14 protein-coding genes are annotated in these 14961 nt (G+C 51.9%); 5 read left to right on the top strand and 9 right to left on the bottom strand.

Features of this window, described 5'->3' with window-relative positions; all coding sequences use genetic code 11:
* Nucleotides 1–3 precede the first annotated feature (3 nt).
* From N7387_RS07700 to N7387_RS07665, 8 genes are all read right to left on the bottom strand, one after another.
* Nucleotides 4–561, bottom strand: a complete 558-nt coding sequence (locus N7387_RS07700; RefSeq protein ID WP_262882520.1) for a DNA-binding protein — start codon at nt 559–561, stop codon at nt 4–6.
* A gap of 27 nt (nt 562–588) precedes the next feature.
* Nucleotides 589–813: a hypothetical protein gene (locus N7387_RS07695; protein WP_262859419.1), complete on the bottom strand. Its 225-nt coding sequence runs from the start codon at nt 811–813 to the stop codon at nt 589–591.
* A gap of 232 nt (nt 814–1045) precedes the next feature.
* Nucleotides 1046–2044 carry a murein tripeptide/oligopeptide ABC transporter ATP binding protein OppF gene (gene oppF, locus N7387_RS07690; RefSeq protein WP_029990959.1) on the bottom strand — a complete coding sequence of 333 codons (999 nt, stop codon included), beginning with the start codon at nt 2042–2044 and terminating at the stop codon, nt 1046–1048.
* Nucleotides 2044–3018 (bottom strand): ABC transporter ATP-binding protein, encoded by a 975-nt coding sequence (locus N7387_RS07685; protein WP_004239183.1) that lies wholly within the window; start codon nt 3016–3018, stop codon nt 2044–2046. Before N7387_RS07685 ends, oppF begins: the two co-directional genes overlap by 1 nt.
* An 11-nt stretch (nt 3019–3029) precedes the next feature.
* Nucleotides 3030–3938 carry an oligopeptide ABC transporter permease OppC gene (oppC, locus tag N7387_RS07680; RefSeq protein ID WP_279798069.1) on the bottom strand — a complete coding sequence of 303 codons (909 nt, stop codon included), beginning with the start codon at nt 3936–3938 and terminating at the stop codon, nt 3030–3032.
* Between the two features lie 14 nt (nt 3939–3952).
* Nucleotides 3953–4873: an oligopeptide ABC transporter permease OppB gene (oppB, locus tag N7387_RS07675; RefSeq protein ID WP_025153095.1), complete on the bottom strand. Its 921-nt coding sequence runs from the start codon at nt 4871–4873 to the stop codon at nt 3953–3955.
* Nucleotides 4874–4952: 79 nt separating this feature from the next.
* Entirely contained in the window at nt 4953–6593 is a 1641-nt protein-coding gene (oppA, locus tag N7387_RS07670; protein WP_072868234.1) for an oligopeptide ABC transporter substrate-binding protein OppA, read from the bottom strand.
* Nucleotides 6594–6714: 121 nt separating this feature from the next.
* Nucleotides 6715–8346, bottom strand: coding sequence for an ABC transporter substrate-binding protein (locus N7387_RS07665; RefSeq protein ID WP_279798065.1), 1632 nt, complete (start codon nt 8344–8346; stop codon nt 6715–6717).
* Between the two features lie 743 nt (nt 8347–9089).
* Between N7387_RS07665 and N7387_RS07660 the strand changes: the two genes are divergently transcribed.
* The 5 genes from N7387_RS07660 (at nt 9090) to N7387_RS07640 (ending at nt 14167) form a co-directional block, all read left to right on the top strand.
* A complete protein-coding gene (locus tag N7387_RS07660) occupies nt 9090–10658 on the top strand; it encodes an ABC transporter substrate-binding protein (RefSeq protein ID WP_279798064.1) in 1569 nt (522 codons plus the stop codon).
* 79 nt (nt 10659–10737) lie between these two features.
* Nucleotides 10738–11784, top strand: a complete 1047-nt coding sequence (locus N7387_RS07655) for an ABC transporter permease (RefSeq protein ID WP_279798062.1) — start codon at nt 10738–10740, stop codon at nt 11782–11784.
* Nucleotides 11781–12605, top strand: coding sequence for an ABC transporter permease (locus N7387_RS07650; protein WP_004238189.1), 825 nt, complete (start codon nt 11781–11783; stop codon nt 12603–12605). The genes N7387_RS07655 and N7387_RS07650 overlap by 4 nt, the downstream gene beginning before the upstream one ends.
* Nucleotides 12598–13446 carry an ABC transporter ATP-binding protein gene (locus tag N7387_RS07645; RefSeq protein ID WP_262859424.1) on the top strand — a complete coding sequence of 283 codons (849 nt, stop codon included), beginning with the start codon at nt 12598–12600 and terminating at the stop codon, nt 13444–13446. The genes N7387_RS07650 and N7387_RS07645 overlap by 8 nt, the downstream gene beginning before the upstream one ends.
* A complete protein-coding gene (locus N7387_RS07640; protein ID WP_279798058.1) occupies nt 13433–14167 on the top strand; it encodes an ABC transporter ATP-binding protein in 735 nt (244 codons plus the stop codon). The genes N7387_RS07645 and N7387_RS07640 overlap by 14 nt, the downstream gene beginning before the upstream one ends.
* Before the next feature lie 43 nt (nt 14168–14210).
* Here N7387_RS07640 and N7387_RS07635 read toward each other — a convergent pair whose 3' ends face one another.
* Nucleotides 14211–14858, bottom strand: a complete 648-nt coding sequence (locus N7387_RS07635; protein WP_025153088.1) for a YchE family NAAT transporter — start codon at nt 14856–14858, stop codon at nt 14211–14213.
* Nucleotides 14859–14961 lie beyond the last annotated feature (103 nt).

Genomic DNA, 14961 nt, shown 5'->3' with positions numbered 1-14961 from the left:
CTGTCAGCAGCGGCACTTTTCCCGCCGGGCAATCAATGACCTTGTGATAATGTCAATTTCAGCGGGATCCTCTGCGGCACCAGCCCGTAATGCCACATTCCAGTTGCTGATAATTCTTGCGTTTTCCGCCAGACCGGAATGGGTAGTCAGCCGCCCCTGCGCCGTCAGCCAGGCCGCAACCGCAGCCCAGTCCCACAACGGAGATTGTCCGCGCAACCGCTGTACCGGCCCCGGAAAGGTTCCCGGGCCGCGCGCGCCATCTTTGAGTAACGCGATTGCCTGGCGTGACATCCCCGTCAGTTCCGCAATATCACTCAGCCCGACAAGCGCGGAATCCACCGATTCCACCCGGGCATTCACACCGGCTGATTCAACGTCCTCCACCGCCGTGCGGATTGCACAATCCAGAGACGGCGCTTCCCGATCAAATTCCAGATAGACCGATTTGCCGTAAAAACAGAGTAATGCATCATCACAACCGCCGGCAAATAAGGCATCCTCCAGGTTCTCTGTATCCGCCGTCACACCGGACAGCGTCAGCGTAAAATTATACAGTGCCATTATTTTCCCCTTTCCTGCTGCCCGTTTTCACTGACAGGTATCCACTTTTCGTCTGATCTGTTTTGCATGGTTTTCCGGATTCCGCGGTGTTGACCAGACACTCATCTGATGCTGCCGGTGCTCATCATACGGTGACCCGCACCGTAACCGGCAGAATGCATGTGAGGAATTCCCCGGCGCAATCCATGTCCATCCCTGCAACAGTGCATATTCAATCGCAGACTGAATATGTTTATCCGGATGTTTCTTCATTACCTGTACCTACTGTAGTTTATATGTTGACAAGCGTCAACAATCGTTATTGACATACCTGAAAACCGGCTGTGCTTTTTAATAACGGAATCAGTAAGCTGCCTGCAAGGCCGCGAAGTACGCTCTGTCAGATTTTGCGGTTGATGCGGAAAAGCAGGATACGCAGATGAAAAAAAAAGCGCCCGCAACGGGCGCTCTGTCTCAAAAAATAAGATTAACGGCTTTACCGTATTTACAGCGGATCAACCTTCAGACAGGAAACCGCATGGCGGAAACTGCCTTCCAGCAACGGACGGGTTCTTGCACATTCGCTGTCCGCCAGCGGGCAGCGGGTGCGGAATACACAGCCGGACGGCGGATTAATCGGTGACGGCAGTTCCCCTTCCAGCAGCTGAATTGTTTTATTCTGCTCTTTGTCCGGATCAGGCACCGGCACCGCAGACATCAGCGCCCTGGTGTACGGATGCAGAGGATTGTGATACACCTCGTCATAGGTGCCGAGTTCCACCGCATGGCCGAGATACATCACCAACACACGGTCAGAAATATGTTTTACCACCGCCAGGTCGTGAGCGATAAAAATAAGGGACAATCCCATCTCCCGCTGTAATTCTTTCAGCAGGTTCACCACCTGAGCCTGGATAGACACATCCAGCGCTGAAACCGGCTCATCACAGATAACCAGTTTCGGCTCGAGGATCAGCGCACGGGCGATACCGATACGCTGACACTGCCCGCCGGAAAACTCATGCGGATAGCGGTTCACCAGGTTCGGCAGCAGCCCGACTTTCATCATCATGGCTTTGACTTTGTCTGTCACTTCCGTCTTACTCATTGACGGATAATAGGTGCGCAGCGGCTCTGCAATAATATCGCCGATAGTCATACGCGGGTTGAGTGACGCCAGCGGATCCTGGAAAATCATCTGGATGTCATTGCGGACATTATGCCAGTCTTTTTCGCTCATTCCGCACAGGTCTTTGCCCAGCCAGGTTACCCGCCCGGCAGTGGATTTTACCAGGCCGATAATCGCACGGGCAAACGTGGATTTTCCGCAGCCGGATTCCCCGACCACCCCGAGTGTTTCCCCTTCATACAGACGGACTGTTACGCCATCCACCGCTTTCAGGCTTTTGGCCGGCTGCCAGAACCATTGCTTATTGTCTCTGATGGAAAAATGGACTTTTAAATCTTCAATTTCCAGCAGAACCGGACGTTCTGAATGTGTCATTATGCCAACTCCTCTGCAGTTCTGAAGCAGGCACGCAAACGGCCCTGAGAAAATGCCTGTAACGGCGGCTCATGCCGTGCGCACTCGTCTGTCGCATACTGACAGCGCGGGCGGAACGGACAACCCGCAGGGAGACGCAGCAGGTTCGGCGGGTTGCCCGGAATCGTCGCAAGCTCACTGTCTTCCTGCCCGTCAAGGCGCGGAACCGCCTTAAGCAACCCGATAGAGTACGGATGCGACGGATGATAAAACACATCGCGGGCTGTGCCGTATTCCATGGTGCGTCCGGCATACATCACCAGCACCTTATCGCAGATACCGGCAACGACACCCAGGTCATGGGTGATCATAATAATCGCGGTGTTGAATTCATTCTTCAGCTCATTGAGCAGCGTCATGATTTGCGCCTGTACCGTCACATCCAGCGCCGTGGTTGGTTCATCCGCAATCAGCAGCTTCGGCTTACACAACAGCGCCATCGCAATCATAACGCGCTGACGCATACCGCCGGAGAACTCGTGAGGATACATATTCATCCGCTTGCGGGCTTCCGGCATTTTCACCGCATCCAGCATCCGGACAGATTCCTCAAAAGCATCGTGAGAACTCAGACCTTTGTGCAGCATCAGTACTTCTGTCAGCTGCTTACTGACTTTCATGTACGGGTTGAGTGAGGTCATCGGGTCCTGAAAGATCATAGAAATTTCTTCCGCCCGCATTTTGTTCAGCGCTTTCTCTTTCAGATTGAGAATTTCACGCCCGTTGAATACCGCAGAGCCGCTGACCACACCATTGCGGGCCAGCAGTCCCATCAGCGCAAACGCCGTCTGTGATTTTCCGGAGCCGGATTCACCGACAATCCCGAGTGTCTCACCCGCCGCCAGCGAAAAATTAAGTTTGTTCACGGCTGTGACATCACCGTCCGGCGTTTTGAATGTCACGTTCAGGTCGTTAACCTGTAACAACTGAGTCATTGGCGGCCTCCTCAGCGATCTTTCGGGTCAAGGGCATCACGCAGCCCGTCACCGATAAAGTTGAAACAAAACAGAGTCACCACCAGGAATGCTGCCGGGAACATCAGTAACCAGGGCGAAACTTCCATTGAGTTAGCACCGTCATTGAGCAGCGCACCCCAGCTGCTTAACGGCTCCTGTGTACCCAGCCCGAGGAAGCTGAGGAAGGATTCAAACAGGATCATACTCGGCACCAGCAGTGAGGCATAAACCACCACCACACCCAGCACGTTCGGGACAATATGACGCAGAATGATATTGCGGGTCGGCACACCACATACTTTCGCCGCTTCGATAAATTCTTTGCTTTTCAGGCTCAGGGTCTGACCGCGCACAATACGCGCCATATCCAGCCAGGAAACCATACCGATAGCCACAAAGATCAGAAAAATATTCTGACCAAAGAAGGTCACCAGCAGGATGACAAAGAACATAAACGGGAAGGAGTTAAGGATTTCCAGCACGCGCATCATGAAAGAGTCAGTTTTGCCGCCGACATAGCCGGACATCGCGCCGTACAGTGTTCCCACCAGCACTGCGACCAGCGCTGCCGCCAGTCCCACCATCAGCGAGATACGCCCGCCGATAGCCACACGCACCAGCAGATCACGGCCGGAGGAATCGGTACCAAAATAGTGACCGCTCACCGTATCCGGTGCTGCGGACATCATGCCCCAGTCGGTATCGTCATACGCGAACTCCGACAACATCGGCATAAAAATCACAAACAGGGTAATTAAAAACAACAGACACAGACTGGTGATCGCGGCTTTGTTATGCATAAAGCGGCGGCGGGCATCCGCCCACAGGCTGCGTCCTTCGACATCAAGCTGCTCCGTGAAATTTTCCAGAGCTTCGCGGTTTTTTTCATTCGGTAACATAGCGTGCTCCGGGACTAATAACGGATTTTCGGATCGATAACGGCATACAGCACGTCAACGATACAGTTAAAGGCGATGGTCAGTGTACCGACCAGGATGGTCAGACTCAGTACCAGTGAGTAATCGCGGTTCAGCGCGCCGTTGACAAATAACTGCCCCACGCCCGGCAAACCGAAAATTGTCTCAATCACCATTGAACCCGTGATAATCCCCACAAATGCCGGTCCCATATAGGAAACCACCGGTAACAGTGCCGGGCGCAGCGCATGCCGCCAGACAATCTTACGCATCGGCAGACCTTTCGCCCGTGCGGTACGGATAAAGTTGGAGTGCATCACCTCAATCATAGAGCTGCGCATAATACGGGAGATACTGGCGATATAGGCCAGTGACAGCGCGACCATCGGCAGAATGATATTGCTGAGCTGCCCGCCGTTCCAGCCGCCGCCCGGCAGCCAGTGCAGATGAATGGCAAAGATAAGCACCAGCAGCGGCGCCACCACAAAGCTGGGGATAACCACCCCGGTCATGGCAAAGCCCATGACGGTATAGTCCCATTTGGTGTTCTGGTTCAGTGCGGCTATCACACCGGCACTCACCCCGACAATCAGCGCCAGCACAAACGCCGCCAGCCCGAGTTTGGCGGAGACCGGAAACGCGGAGGCGACCAGGTCATTCACCGAGTAATCTTTATATTTAAAGGAAGGCCCGAAGTCCCCCTTTGATAACTGAACTAAATAATCAAAATACTGAACGTGAATCGGATCATTAAGATGGTATTTGGCTTCAATATTCGCCATCACTTCCGGCGGCAATTTACGCTCACCGGTAAATGGGCTGCCCGGAGCCAGACGCATCATAAAGAAAGAGATAGTGATTAACACAAAAAGCGTCGGGATCGCCTCGAGTATACGGCGAAGAATAAACTTAAACATTGCCCGTTCCTATACAGTACCCGCTTCCCGGGGTACACACTACACAGGCCGCCCTTCGCAGGGCGGCCAACCGTCGGTATTATTTTTTAATCATATATAAGTTTTTGGTGTGGAAGTGATCCAGCGGATCTTTTCCGGTATAGCCACCCACATACGGTTTCACTAAACGGGTACTGACATAGTAATAGACCGGCACAATGGCAGAGTCTTTATCCAGCTGAGCTTCCGCCTGCTGATAGATCTGCGCACGTTCCGCATCGGTTTTCACCTGAAGGGATTGTTTCATCAGCTTGTCAAACTCCGCACTCTTATAATGCGGGGTGTTGGTGCTGCTGTAAGAGAGAACCATATTCAGGAATGAAGACGGTTCGTTATAATCCGCACACCATGCGGCACGGGCAACATCATAGGTTCCCTGATGGCGGGTATCGAGGAAGGTTTTCCATTCCTGGTTAACCAGCTGAACTTCCGCACCGAGGTTTTTCTTCCAGATAGACGATGCCGCGATCGCCATTTTTTTATGCAGATCAGATGTGTTATACAGCAGGTTAAATTTCAGCGGATTATCTTTATTAAACCCGGCTTCTTCCAGCAGTTTGCGTGCTTTTTCGTTACGCTGATCCTGCGTCATATTCGCGAACCACTCAGGCTCTTTGGCTGACATACCATCCGCAAACGGCGGAGTGAAACCAAATGCCGGGGTATCCCCCTGTGCTTTGACTTTGTTGACCATAATGTCACGGTCAAGGCTCAGTTTCAGGGCTTCACGAACTTTCGGGTTATCAAACGGCGCTTTTTCGTTATTGATTTCGTAGTAATAGGTACACATATACGGCGAAATGCGCAGTTCGTCCGGAATTTCTTTTTTCAGCTTCTGGAACAGTTCAATCGGCAGGTTGTTATAGGTCATGTCGATTTCACCGCTGCGGTAGCGGTTAACATCGGTAACTTCGGAAGAAATCGGCAGGAAACGGACATTATTGATAACGGTTTTTTCGTTATCCCAGTATTTCGGGTTGCGGGTCAGTTCGATTTTTTCGTTAACCACCCAGTCTTTCAGGGTGTATGCGCCGTTGCTGACATAATTGCCCGGCTGCGTCCACTTATCACCGAATTTCTCAACGGTGGCCGGATGTACCGGAGACATGGAGTTATGCGCCAGCAGTTTCGGAATGTACGGCACTTCTTCGGAGAGGGTCAGTTCAAGGGTTTTATCATCCAGCGCTTTGATGCCCAGCTCTTCCGGCTTTTTCTTCCCGGCGATAACATCATCAATATTTACCACGTGAGCATACTGGAGATAACTGGCATACGGTGATGCGGTATTCGGATCAGCCAGGCGGCGCCAGCTGTAAACGAAGTCCTGTGCGGTGACCGGATCACCGTTGGACCATTTCGCATCTTCGCGGATTTTAAACGTCCAGACTTTAAAATCTTTATTTTCCCAGGAGATGGCTGAACCCGGCAGAATTTCACCACTTGGTCCTTCCAGAGTAATACCTTCCATCAGGTCACGGATAATATTCGCTTCCGGTACCCCTTCCACTTTATGCGGATCCAGTGACTGCGGCTCAGAGCCGTTATTGCGGATTAAATCCTGCTTATCTGCCAGCTGAACACCGGCCGGTACATCCGCAGCAAACGCCTGTGTACCAATACCCATCCCCATAGCTGCGACCACACTGAGTGCCAGCAGTGTTTTTTTCGTTGAATTAACCATCTTACATAAACTCCCCATTGACGAATGTGTTTTGCGTTTGTTGCGTTTTTATCAGGTGCTTTTCGTTTTAACTGCCGCACCTTCATTTTTTTCGCACTCTGTGAGTGCAAATTTTTTATTATTAATGTGTTTCTACCATATATAAGCGCTTAATATCCATATAATCAAGCGGGTCATTGCCGCTGATACCGCCGACTGATGGTTTTATCAGCCGGACACTCACGCGATAATAAACAGGAATTAATGCAGAGTCCTGATCTAACTGCGTTTCTGCCTCCTGATAAGCGGATTGACGTGTTTTTTCATCCGTTGCCAGTAAAGCGCGCTGCATTGCACTGTCAAACGCGGTATTTCGGTAGAAACTGGTGTTATTGCTGCTGTCTGACAGAAAAATGTTCAGAAACGAGGACGGCTCATTATAATCCGCGCACCAGGTCGCCCGGGCGACCTGATAATTCCCTTCATGACGGTTTTGATTGGATGTTTTCCATTCCTGGTTTTTCAGCACCACTTTCGCACCGATATTTTTCTGCCACATGGATGCGGCGGCAATCGCCTGCTGTTTATTCTGATCGGACGTGTTATAGAGCAATTCAAAAGTCAGCGGATTTTTTTCGCTGTAACCGGCGTCTTCCAGCAGTTTGCGCCCTTTTTCATTGCGCTGTTCCTGTGTCAGGGATGCCCATTCCGGCGTGGTGAAATGCCCGCCGTTAATATAATGCGGGGTAAAACCGTAAGCGGGAATTTGTCCCTGCCCCATGATTTTGTGAGTGATAATATCGCGATCCAGCCCCAGTTTAACGGCTTCGCGTACTTTCGGGTCAGTAAACGGTGCCGCGGTATTATTTATTTCATAATAGAACGTGCATAAATACGGGGAAATCTGAACCTGTGCCGGAATATCTTTTTTCATTTTGGCAAATAAAACCGGCGGAACCGAACTGTTGGTGACATCAATTTCACCGGCGCGATAGCGGTTAATATCACTGGTTTCTGACTGGATCGGCAGGAATGTTGCCTGTTCAATCACAGTTTCTTTATCGTTCCAGTATTTTGGATTGCGTTTAAGCACCAGCCGTTCATTCACATTCCAGGCGGAAAGTGTATATGCACCGTTACCGGTAAATTTTCCGGCGGATGTCCATTTATCACCAAACTGCTCAATTGCCCCTTTCGGTACCGGCTTCAGTGCGGTATGGCTCAGCATATCCGGGAAATACGGTACCGGCTGAGTCAGCTGAACCTGAAAGGTTCTGTCATCAATCGCGTTGACACCGAGGCTTTCCGGTGGTTTTTTACCACTGATAATGTCATCGATATTTTCGACATAGGCATAATGCAGATAGCTGCCGTAAGGTGATGCGGTTTTCGGATCAGCCAGCCGCCGCCAGCTGTAGACAAAATCCTGTGCGGTCACCGGTGAACCGTCACTCCACTTCGCATCCGGCCGCAGTGTGAATGTCCAGATGCGGTTATCCGGGGACGACCAGCTTTCCGCCACCCCGGGCACGATATGACCATCACCGTCCGTGGAGACCAGCCCTTCCAGCAGATTAAGAATAATATTGGATTCCGGCACCCCTTCCACTTTATGCGGATCAAGTGATACCGGTTCAGTACCGTTATTGATAACAATAACCTGTTTTTCCGCCAGTTTGGTTCCCAGCGGAACCCGGGCCGCCCAAGCGGAATAAGAGAGTGCGCTCAGCAGCAGCGCCTGCGTGAGGGAAACAGCAATAGTGTGTTTTTTCATCTTCCGTCCCTTCTGAATAACACCTGTTAAATGAACAACGTGATTAAAAAATCGCAAATGCTTTATTTATAAGTGCCGTCAGCGACGGGTTTCGTCTGTTTTCCGGTGCTGTTTTCCGGTCTGATGTGCATTTTCCGGGGCAGTGATTGTTTTTATCTGCAAACAGTGCCGTTCTGCCGCTGAAATAAAACATTAACCCAAGGCTGCTTATGATCCGGCTGTTTTTGTTCAGTCCGGATAAAAAAGTAAACATTTAATTAACAAAAAGCAATTTTTCCAGATAAAAACCCTGCCTCTATCACAGTTTTAACTGATTAAATATTAATAACCACTTAAAAAACAACTGTAAATAAAAAGAGTAAAGCAAAAAATTTCACTGAAATATCAATCTGGTGAGCACTGAAAATAATGGATTGATGGCCAATATAGTTTCTGTTGTTTATTTAACCACCTTTATCTGTTATACCCGTTTATTACTGAACGACACAGGTTAGCGTATCCGCCCAAACAGCGCCATTTTTAGTATAATTTTTTTATGAGCTGATAACCCGTTGTTATATTACTGCTGTTTTTCCGCTTTTTTTGCCGGTGAAATCTCCCGGTCAGCAATTTCAGACTATGATTAATTTTAGCTATAACGAAAAGTTATAAACAAGCACGTAACAGACTTTGCAAAACAGCGCTGTTTTTTTTAACGTGTCAGTATTACAAAAAATCAATAACACCGCGTTTCAGGGGAATATATGAAAAAAACATATCCGGCAGCGTCATTGGCTCTGCTCTTTTCCGTCTCCGCATTTGCCGCCACACCACCGAATACCCTCATTGTTGTCCAGAGCCTGGATGACATTGTCAGCCTTGACCCGGCAGAGAGTAATGAACTGTCCAGTATCCAGACCGTTCCCAGCTTATATCAGCGTCTGGTGCAGCCGAACCGTGATAATCCGGAACAGCTTGACGCGATTTTGCTGGAAGACTGGCAGGCCGATGCAGCCAATAAAACCCTGACCGTCCGGATTAAAGAGAATGCAAAATTTGCCTCCGGCAACCCGGTGCGCCCGGAAGATATTATTTTCTCTTACCAGCGTGCTGTGGTCATGAATAAATCGCCTGCGTTTATTCTCAATATTTTCGGCTGGAATAAAGAGAATATCGCGCAGCAGTTTGAAAAAACCGGCGACCGCACCATGAAAATAAAATGGAGCGCAGATATCAGCCCGGACGTGGCACTGAATCTCTTATCTACCCCGATAGCCTCGGTGGTGGATGAAAAATTGGTGACACCGAATATTAAAAATAATGACTTCGGTAATGCCTGGCTGAAAATGCACTCTGCCGGGAGCGGTGCTTATTCTCTGAAAGTCTATCAGCCGAACCAGGCCATTGTGATGGCGGCCAACCCGCATGTTTCCACCGGCGAGGCCAAAATTCCGTCCATTATTATTAAAAACGTGCCGGACCCGGCTTCCCGCCGCCTGCTGATTCAGCAGGGCGATGCGGATATTGCCCGTGAACTGGGTGCTGACCAGACTGCGGCACTGAAAAACAGCGCCGGGGTACGAGTGGAAAATATTCCGTCCGCTGAGCAGGATTATATGGCATTCAACACCGGCAACAGTGCCAATCCGTTGCTGAAAAACCCGGCATTGTGGGAAGCGGCCCGTTATCTGGTCGATTATGAAGGTATTACCCGCGATTTACTGAAAGGCCAGTATTTTATTCATCAAAGCTTCCTGCCGGTCGGTTTACCGGGCGCGCTGGAAAATAACCCGTATAAATTTGATCCGGCCAAAGCCAAAGAGATTCTGGCAAACGCCGGGATTAAAGATGCCCATTTCACCCTCGATGTGGAAAACAAACCGCCATATATCACTATTGCCCAGTCGCTTCAGGCCAGTTTTGCTCAGGGCGGCATAAAAGTGGAATTATTACCGGCGGCAGGCAGTCAGGTCTATTCCCGCGTACGGGCACGCCAGCATCAGGCAGCCATCCGTTTCTGGATCCCTGACTATTTTGATGCTCATTCCAATGCCAGTGCCTTCGCCTTTAATGATGGCAAGAGCAGCACCGTTGCATGGCTGAACGGCTGGGATATTCCTCAGTTATCACAAACCACACTAAAAGCCGTCGCGGAGCCGGATAAAGCCAAACGTGCGCAGATGTATACCGCCATGCAGGAAGAGTTACAGCGCAGTTCTCCGTATGTCTTTATGGCACAGGGACAAAACCAGGTGGTACTGCGTGATAACGTGAAAGGCTATCAGCAGGGACTGAACGCAGACATGGTGTATTACGACAGAGTCACCAAATAATCTGCTGATTTTCCGCTTATCACCCCGTCAGTACCGCTGACGGGGTTTGTGTGTTTTGTTTTTATTCAGGAACTGCTGTATGTCCGATATTTCCCCTGCCGGAACCCTGTTTCGCCATACCCTGCGTGTCACGCTTCAGGGCGTTTTCACTCTGGCACTGACACTGCTCGGGTTACTGGTGATCACCTTTGCATTGTCGGCATTCTCTCCGGTTGACCGGGTATTACAAATTGTCGGCGATCACGCCAGCCATGAAACCTATGAACAGGTCAGGCTGGAGCTGGGACTGGATCAACCTGTCTATATTCAGTTCTGGCATTACGCGGAACGCCTGCTGCACGGCGATCTCGGCATGGCCTCCTCGATGGGACAGCCGGTGCTCGACGGCGTGCTGACCACCCTGCCCGCCACCATCGAACTGGCAACACTTTCACTGCTGATCGGCGCGTCGCTCGGCATCCTCTGTGGCGTGTTATGTGCCCGTTATGCCGGTACGCCGTTTGATTTTATCATCCGCACCCTGACACTCCTCGGTAACTCGGTACCGGTTTTCTGGCTGGGACTGCTGATGCTTCTGCTGTTCTACGCCACGCTGCAGTGGAGCCCCGGCCCGGGGCGGCTGGATGATATCTACCAGTATACCGTCGAGGCGAAAACCGGTTTTGTGCTGATCGACACCTGGCTGGCAGATGACCCCGGCGCATTTACCAATGCGGTGGCACACCTGATCCTGCCGGTATCGCTGCTGGCCTATTTTTGTCTGGCGGGGATCACCCGGCTGACGCGCGCCGCCTGCCTGAGTGAAATGAATAAAGAGTATGTCACACTGGCCCGCGCCAAAGGCAATACCGACATGCAGGTGCTGTTCCGCCATGTACTGCCGAATATCCGGGGAACACTGATCACCGTCATTGCCCTTGCTTATACAGGGATGCTGGAAGGTGCGGTACTGACCGAAACGGTCTTTTCCTGGCCCGGTATCGGCCGTTACCTGACCGCCGCCTTGTTTGCCGGGGATACCACCGCCGTGATGGGCGGGACTCTGGTGATCGGTATCTGCTTTATCTTTATTAATAACGTGACCGATATGATTGTGCGTTTAACCGATCCGCGGGTGAAATCATGACATTACTGCCGAAAATCCGCCGATCCCCGTCCGCGCTGACGGGTACCCTGATTATTTTGTTTCTGCTGCTGGTGGCACTGTTTGCGCCGTGGCTCGCCCCCTATGACCCGGTACTGCAAAACCCGGCACAGCGCCTGCTGGCACCGGATGCACAACACTGGCTCGGAACCGACAGTTACGGGCGTGATGTACTCTCCCGCCTGATCTACGGCACCCGCCCGATGTTTGGTCTGGTTGCGCTGGTCGCCGCCATCACCCTGCCTGCCGGGTTATTAATCGGCATTCTGGCCGGATTTTACGGTCGCTGGGTGGAAACGATTCTGATGCGTTTCACCGATATCGTGATGTCGATGCCGCGCCTGATCCTCGCCTTTGCCTTTGTCGCCATTCTCGGGCCGGGGCTGATTAACGGCGCACTGGCACTCGCCCTGACCTCCTGGCCTGCCTATGCCCGCCAGGCACGCAGTGAAATCCGCCATCTGCGCAACAGTGATTATCTAGCCAGCGCGGAAATGCTGGGGATCCGTGGTCTGCGTCTGCTGTGGGGGCACATTCTGCCGCTCTGTCTGCCGTCAGCGATTGTCCGGCTGGCGCTGGATCTCGCCACCATTATCCTGGCGGCTGCCGGGCTGGGTTTCCTCGGGCTGGGCGCACAACCGCCGATGGCGGAATGGGGTGCGATGATTGCTGATGGTATGCAGGTTATTTTTGACCAGTGGTGGATAGCCGCCGTACCCGGTGCGGCGATTTTGATTGCCGGTATGGCATTCAATCTGCTGGGTGATGGTTTACGGGATATTATGGAGCCGCAACATGACTGAGCCGCTTATTTGTGTCCGTAACTTGTGTGTGGATTACCCCCGCGCACAGGTGGTGAAAAATGTCTCCTTTACCCTTGGACAGGAGCGGCTGGCGCTGGTCGGGGAATCCGGTTCCGGCAAATCCATGACCGCCAGGGCGCTGATGGGGCTGGTGCGCAAACCGGGGATGGTCAGCGCAGATACGCTGACATTCGGTCAGACTTCCCTGTTGTCTCTGCGGGAAAAACAGTGGGCGGCACTGCGCGGCAATGACATTGCCATGATCATGCAGGATCCGCGCTATGCGCTGAATCCGGTCAGAAATCTGTATCAGCAGATAGAGGAATCCCTGCTGCGCCACCAGACACTGAATAAATCTGACCGCCGCGACCGTGTTTTTGACATGGCCCGTGCCACAGGGTTATCAGAACAGGCGCTCTCCCGCTATCCGGGGCAGCTTTCCGGCGGTATGGGACAACGCGCCATGATTGCGATTGCCCTGATCAACAACCCGTCAGTCTTAATTGCCGACGAACCGACCTCCGCCCTGGATGCCCGGCTGCGCCACCAGATTCTGGAACTGATTGTCAGCCAGTGTGAGGAGCGCCGGATGGGGCTGCTGTTGATAAGCCACGATTTACCGCTGGTGGCGGCCCATTGTCAGCGCGTGATGGTGATGTATCAGGGTCAGCAGGTGGATGAGCTGCCCGCCGCACAACTGCCGCAGGCAACGCATCCTTATACCCGCACATTATGGACCTGCCGCCCGGATGCACAAACCTACGGCACCGATTTACCGGTACTGGATCGCGCTGCTTTACAGGTGTTACTGACTCAGGAGACACATCATGCCGGAAAATAATTCAGCACCGATTATTGAGGTTAATAATCTTTCCGTCAGCTTCGGACAGCGGCAGGTGGTTTGTCAGGCCGGTTTTCATCTCAATGCCGGAGAGACGTTCAGCCTTATCGGTGAGTCCGGCTGCGGAAAATCCACCATTTTGCGGGTGATCGCCGGATTGCAGCGGGAATGGCTGGGCAGCGTGCAACTGCTGTCACAACATATCCACCCCGGCCAGCGTTATCAGGGAGCTTTGCGCCGCAATGTGCAGATGGTCTTCCAGGATCCTTATGCGTCTCTGCATCCGTTTCATACCATTCACCGGGCACTTTCCGAACCACTACGCATTCACCGTGAACATGATATCGACAGCCGGGTGGCAGAGGCCATTGTATCTGTCGGGCTGCCGCCGGATGTGGCACAGCGTTATCCGCATCAGCTCTCCGGCGGGCAGCGCCAGCGCATTGCCATTGCCCGCGCCCTGATGCTGCACCCGCAGATCCTGCTACTCGATGAACCAACATCCGCACTGGATATGTCCGTTCAGGCGGAAATTCTCAATCTGCTTAATCACCTGAAAACCGCCCACGGCATGACCTATCTGCTGGTCAGTCATGATGCGGATGTGGTGGCCCATATGTCAGACCGGGCGGCATTTATGGCGAACGGGAAGATTGAGCGGGAATTTGATCGCACCGCCCTGCTGCGCGGCGATCACCGGATGGAGAACAGAGAGAGGTAAAAACGGGGCCATTGGCCCCGTCTGATAATAATGAACTGCGTGATTATGACAATAATCCCGGAAAACTCATTTTCATGCCGGTAATAATCAGTTCGATCCCTAAAGACATCAGCATCAGACCCATAATACGGGTCACAACGTTGATACCGGTTTGTCCGAGATATTTCACCCACAGTCCCGCTGAGCGGAACAGCAGCCAGCAACAGAACGCAAACACGATGCTGGTCAGCGCCAGCCCGAGAAAATTCTGCCAGCCCTGCCAGCGGGCACTCCAGACCACACAGGAGCTGATCGCCCCCGGCCCCGCCATCAGCGGCAGCGCCAGCGGCACTACGCCGATATTGTCGCGGATCGCCGTTTCCGACTGCTCCTGTTTGTTCTGCTTATCTTCCCCCAGCTTACCGCTGATCATGGACATGGCAATGAGGACAATCAGTGTTCCCCCTGCTATCCGGAAAGATTCGATGGAAATACCGAACATAATGAGGATCTTATCGCCGACCAAAAGTGATGTACACAAAATCACGGCCACCGAAAAGTTCGCAATCATGTTGGTTTTATTGCGCACTGCGGCAGTCTGATAATTTGTCATGCTCATAAAGACCGGCAGAATACCGACCGGGTTGACTAAGGCAAATAAGCCGACAAAAAATTTTAAATAACCGGAAAAATCCAGCAATGTGTTGCCCACAAACGATCCTCAACCTGATGATAATACAGTGACAGCCCACTGATAATAACAGCAGACTATCGCAAAAGGGTTGTAATAATTATAAATGTGATTATTAACACAG

Source organism: Morganella sp. GD04133 (assembly GCF_029835375.1).
Lineage (GTDB): Bacteria > Pseudomonadota > Gammaproteobacteria > Enterobacterales > Enterobacteriaceae > Morganella > Morganella morganii_B.
The sequence above is the reverse complement of the archived record's forward strand: the minus strand, read 5'-3'. Positions and strand labels throughout refer to the sequence as shown.

Coding starts and splice junctions, on each gene's coding strand:
- N7387_RS07665 (WP_279798065.1), bottom strand. CDS start 8,346: ATGAAAAAACACACTATTGCTGTTTCCCTCACGCAGGCGCTGCTGCTG.
- N7387_RS07700 (WP_262882520.1), bottom strand. CDS start 561: ATGGCACTGTATAATTTTACGCTGACGCTGTCCGGTGTGACGGCGGAT.
- N7387_RS07645 (WP_262859424.1), top strand. CDS start 12,598: ATGACTGAGCCGCTTATTTGTGTCCGTAACTTGTGTGTGGATTACCCC.
- oppF (WP_029990959.1), bottom strand. CDS start 2,044: ATGACACATTCAGAACGTCCGGTTCTGCTGGAAATTGAAGATTTAAAA.
- N7387_RS07695 (WP_262859419.1), bottom strand. CDS start 813: ATGAAGAAACATCCGGATAAACATATTCAGTCTGCGATTGAATATGCA.
- N7387_RS07685 (WP_004239183.1), bottom strand. CDS start 3,018: ATGACTCAGTTGTTACAGGTTAACGACCTGAACGTGACATTCAAAACG.
- oppA (WP_072868234.1), bottom strand. CDS start 6,593: ATGGTTAATTCAACGAAAAAAACACTGCTGGCACTCAGTGTGGTCGCA.
- N7387_RS07655 (WP_279798062.1), top strand. CDS start 10,738: ATGTCCGATATTTCCCCTGCCGGAACCCTGTTTCGCCATACCCTGCGT.
- N7387_RS07660 (WP_279798064.1), top strand. CDS start 9,090: ATGAAAAAAACATATCCGGCAGCGTCATTGGCTCTGCTCTTTTCCGTC.
- oppC (WP_279798069.1), bottom strand. CDS start 3,938: ATGTTACCGAATGAAAAAAACCGCGAAGCTCTGGAAAATTTCACGGAG.
- N7387_RS07650 (WP_004238189.1), top strand. CDS start 11,781: ATGACATTACTGCCGAAAATCCGCCGATCCCCGTCCGCGCTGACGGGT.
- N7387_RS07640 (WP_279798058.1), top strand. CDS start 13,433: ATGCCGGAAAATAATTCAGCACCGATTATTGAGGTTAATAATCTTTCC.
- oppB (WP_025153095.1), bottom strand. CDS start 4,873: ATGTTTAAGTTTATTCTTCGCCGTATACTCGAGGCGATCCCGACGCTT.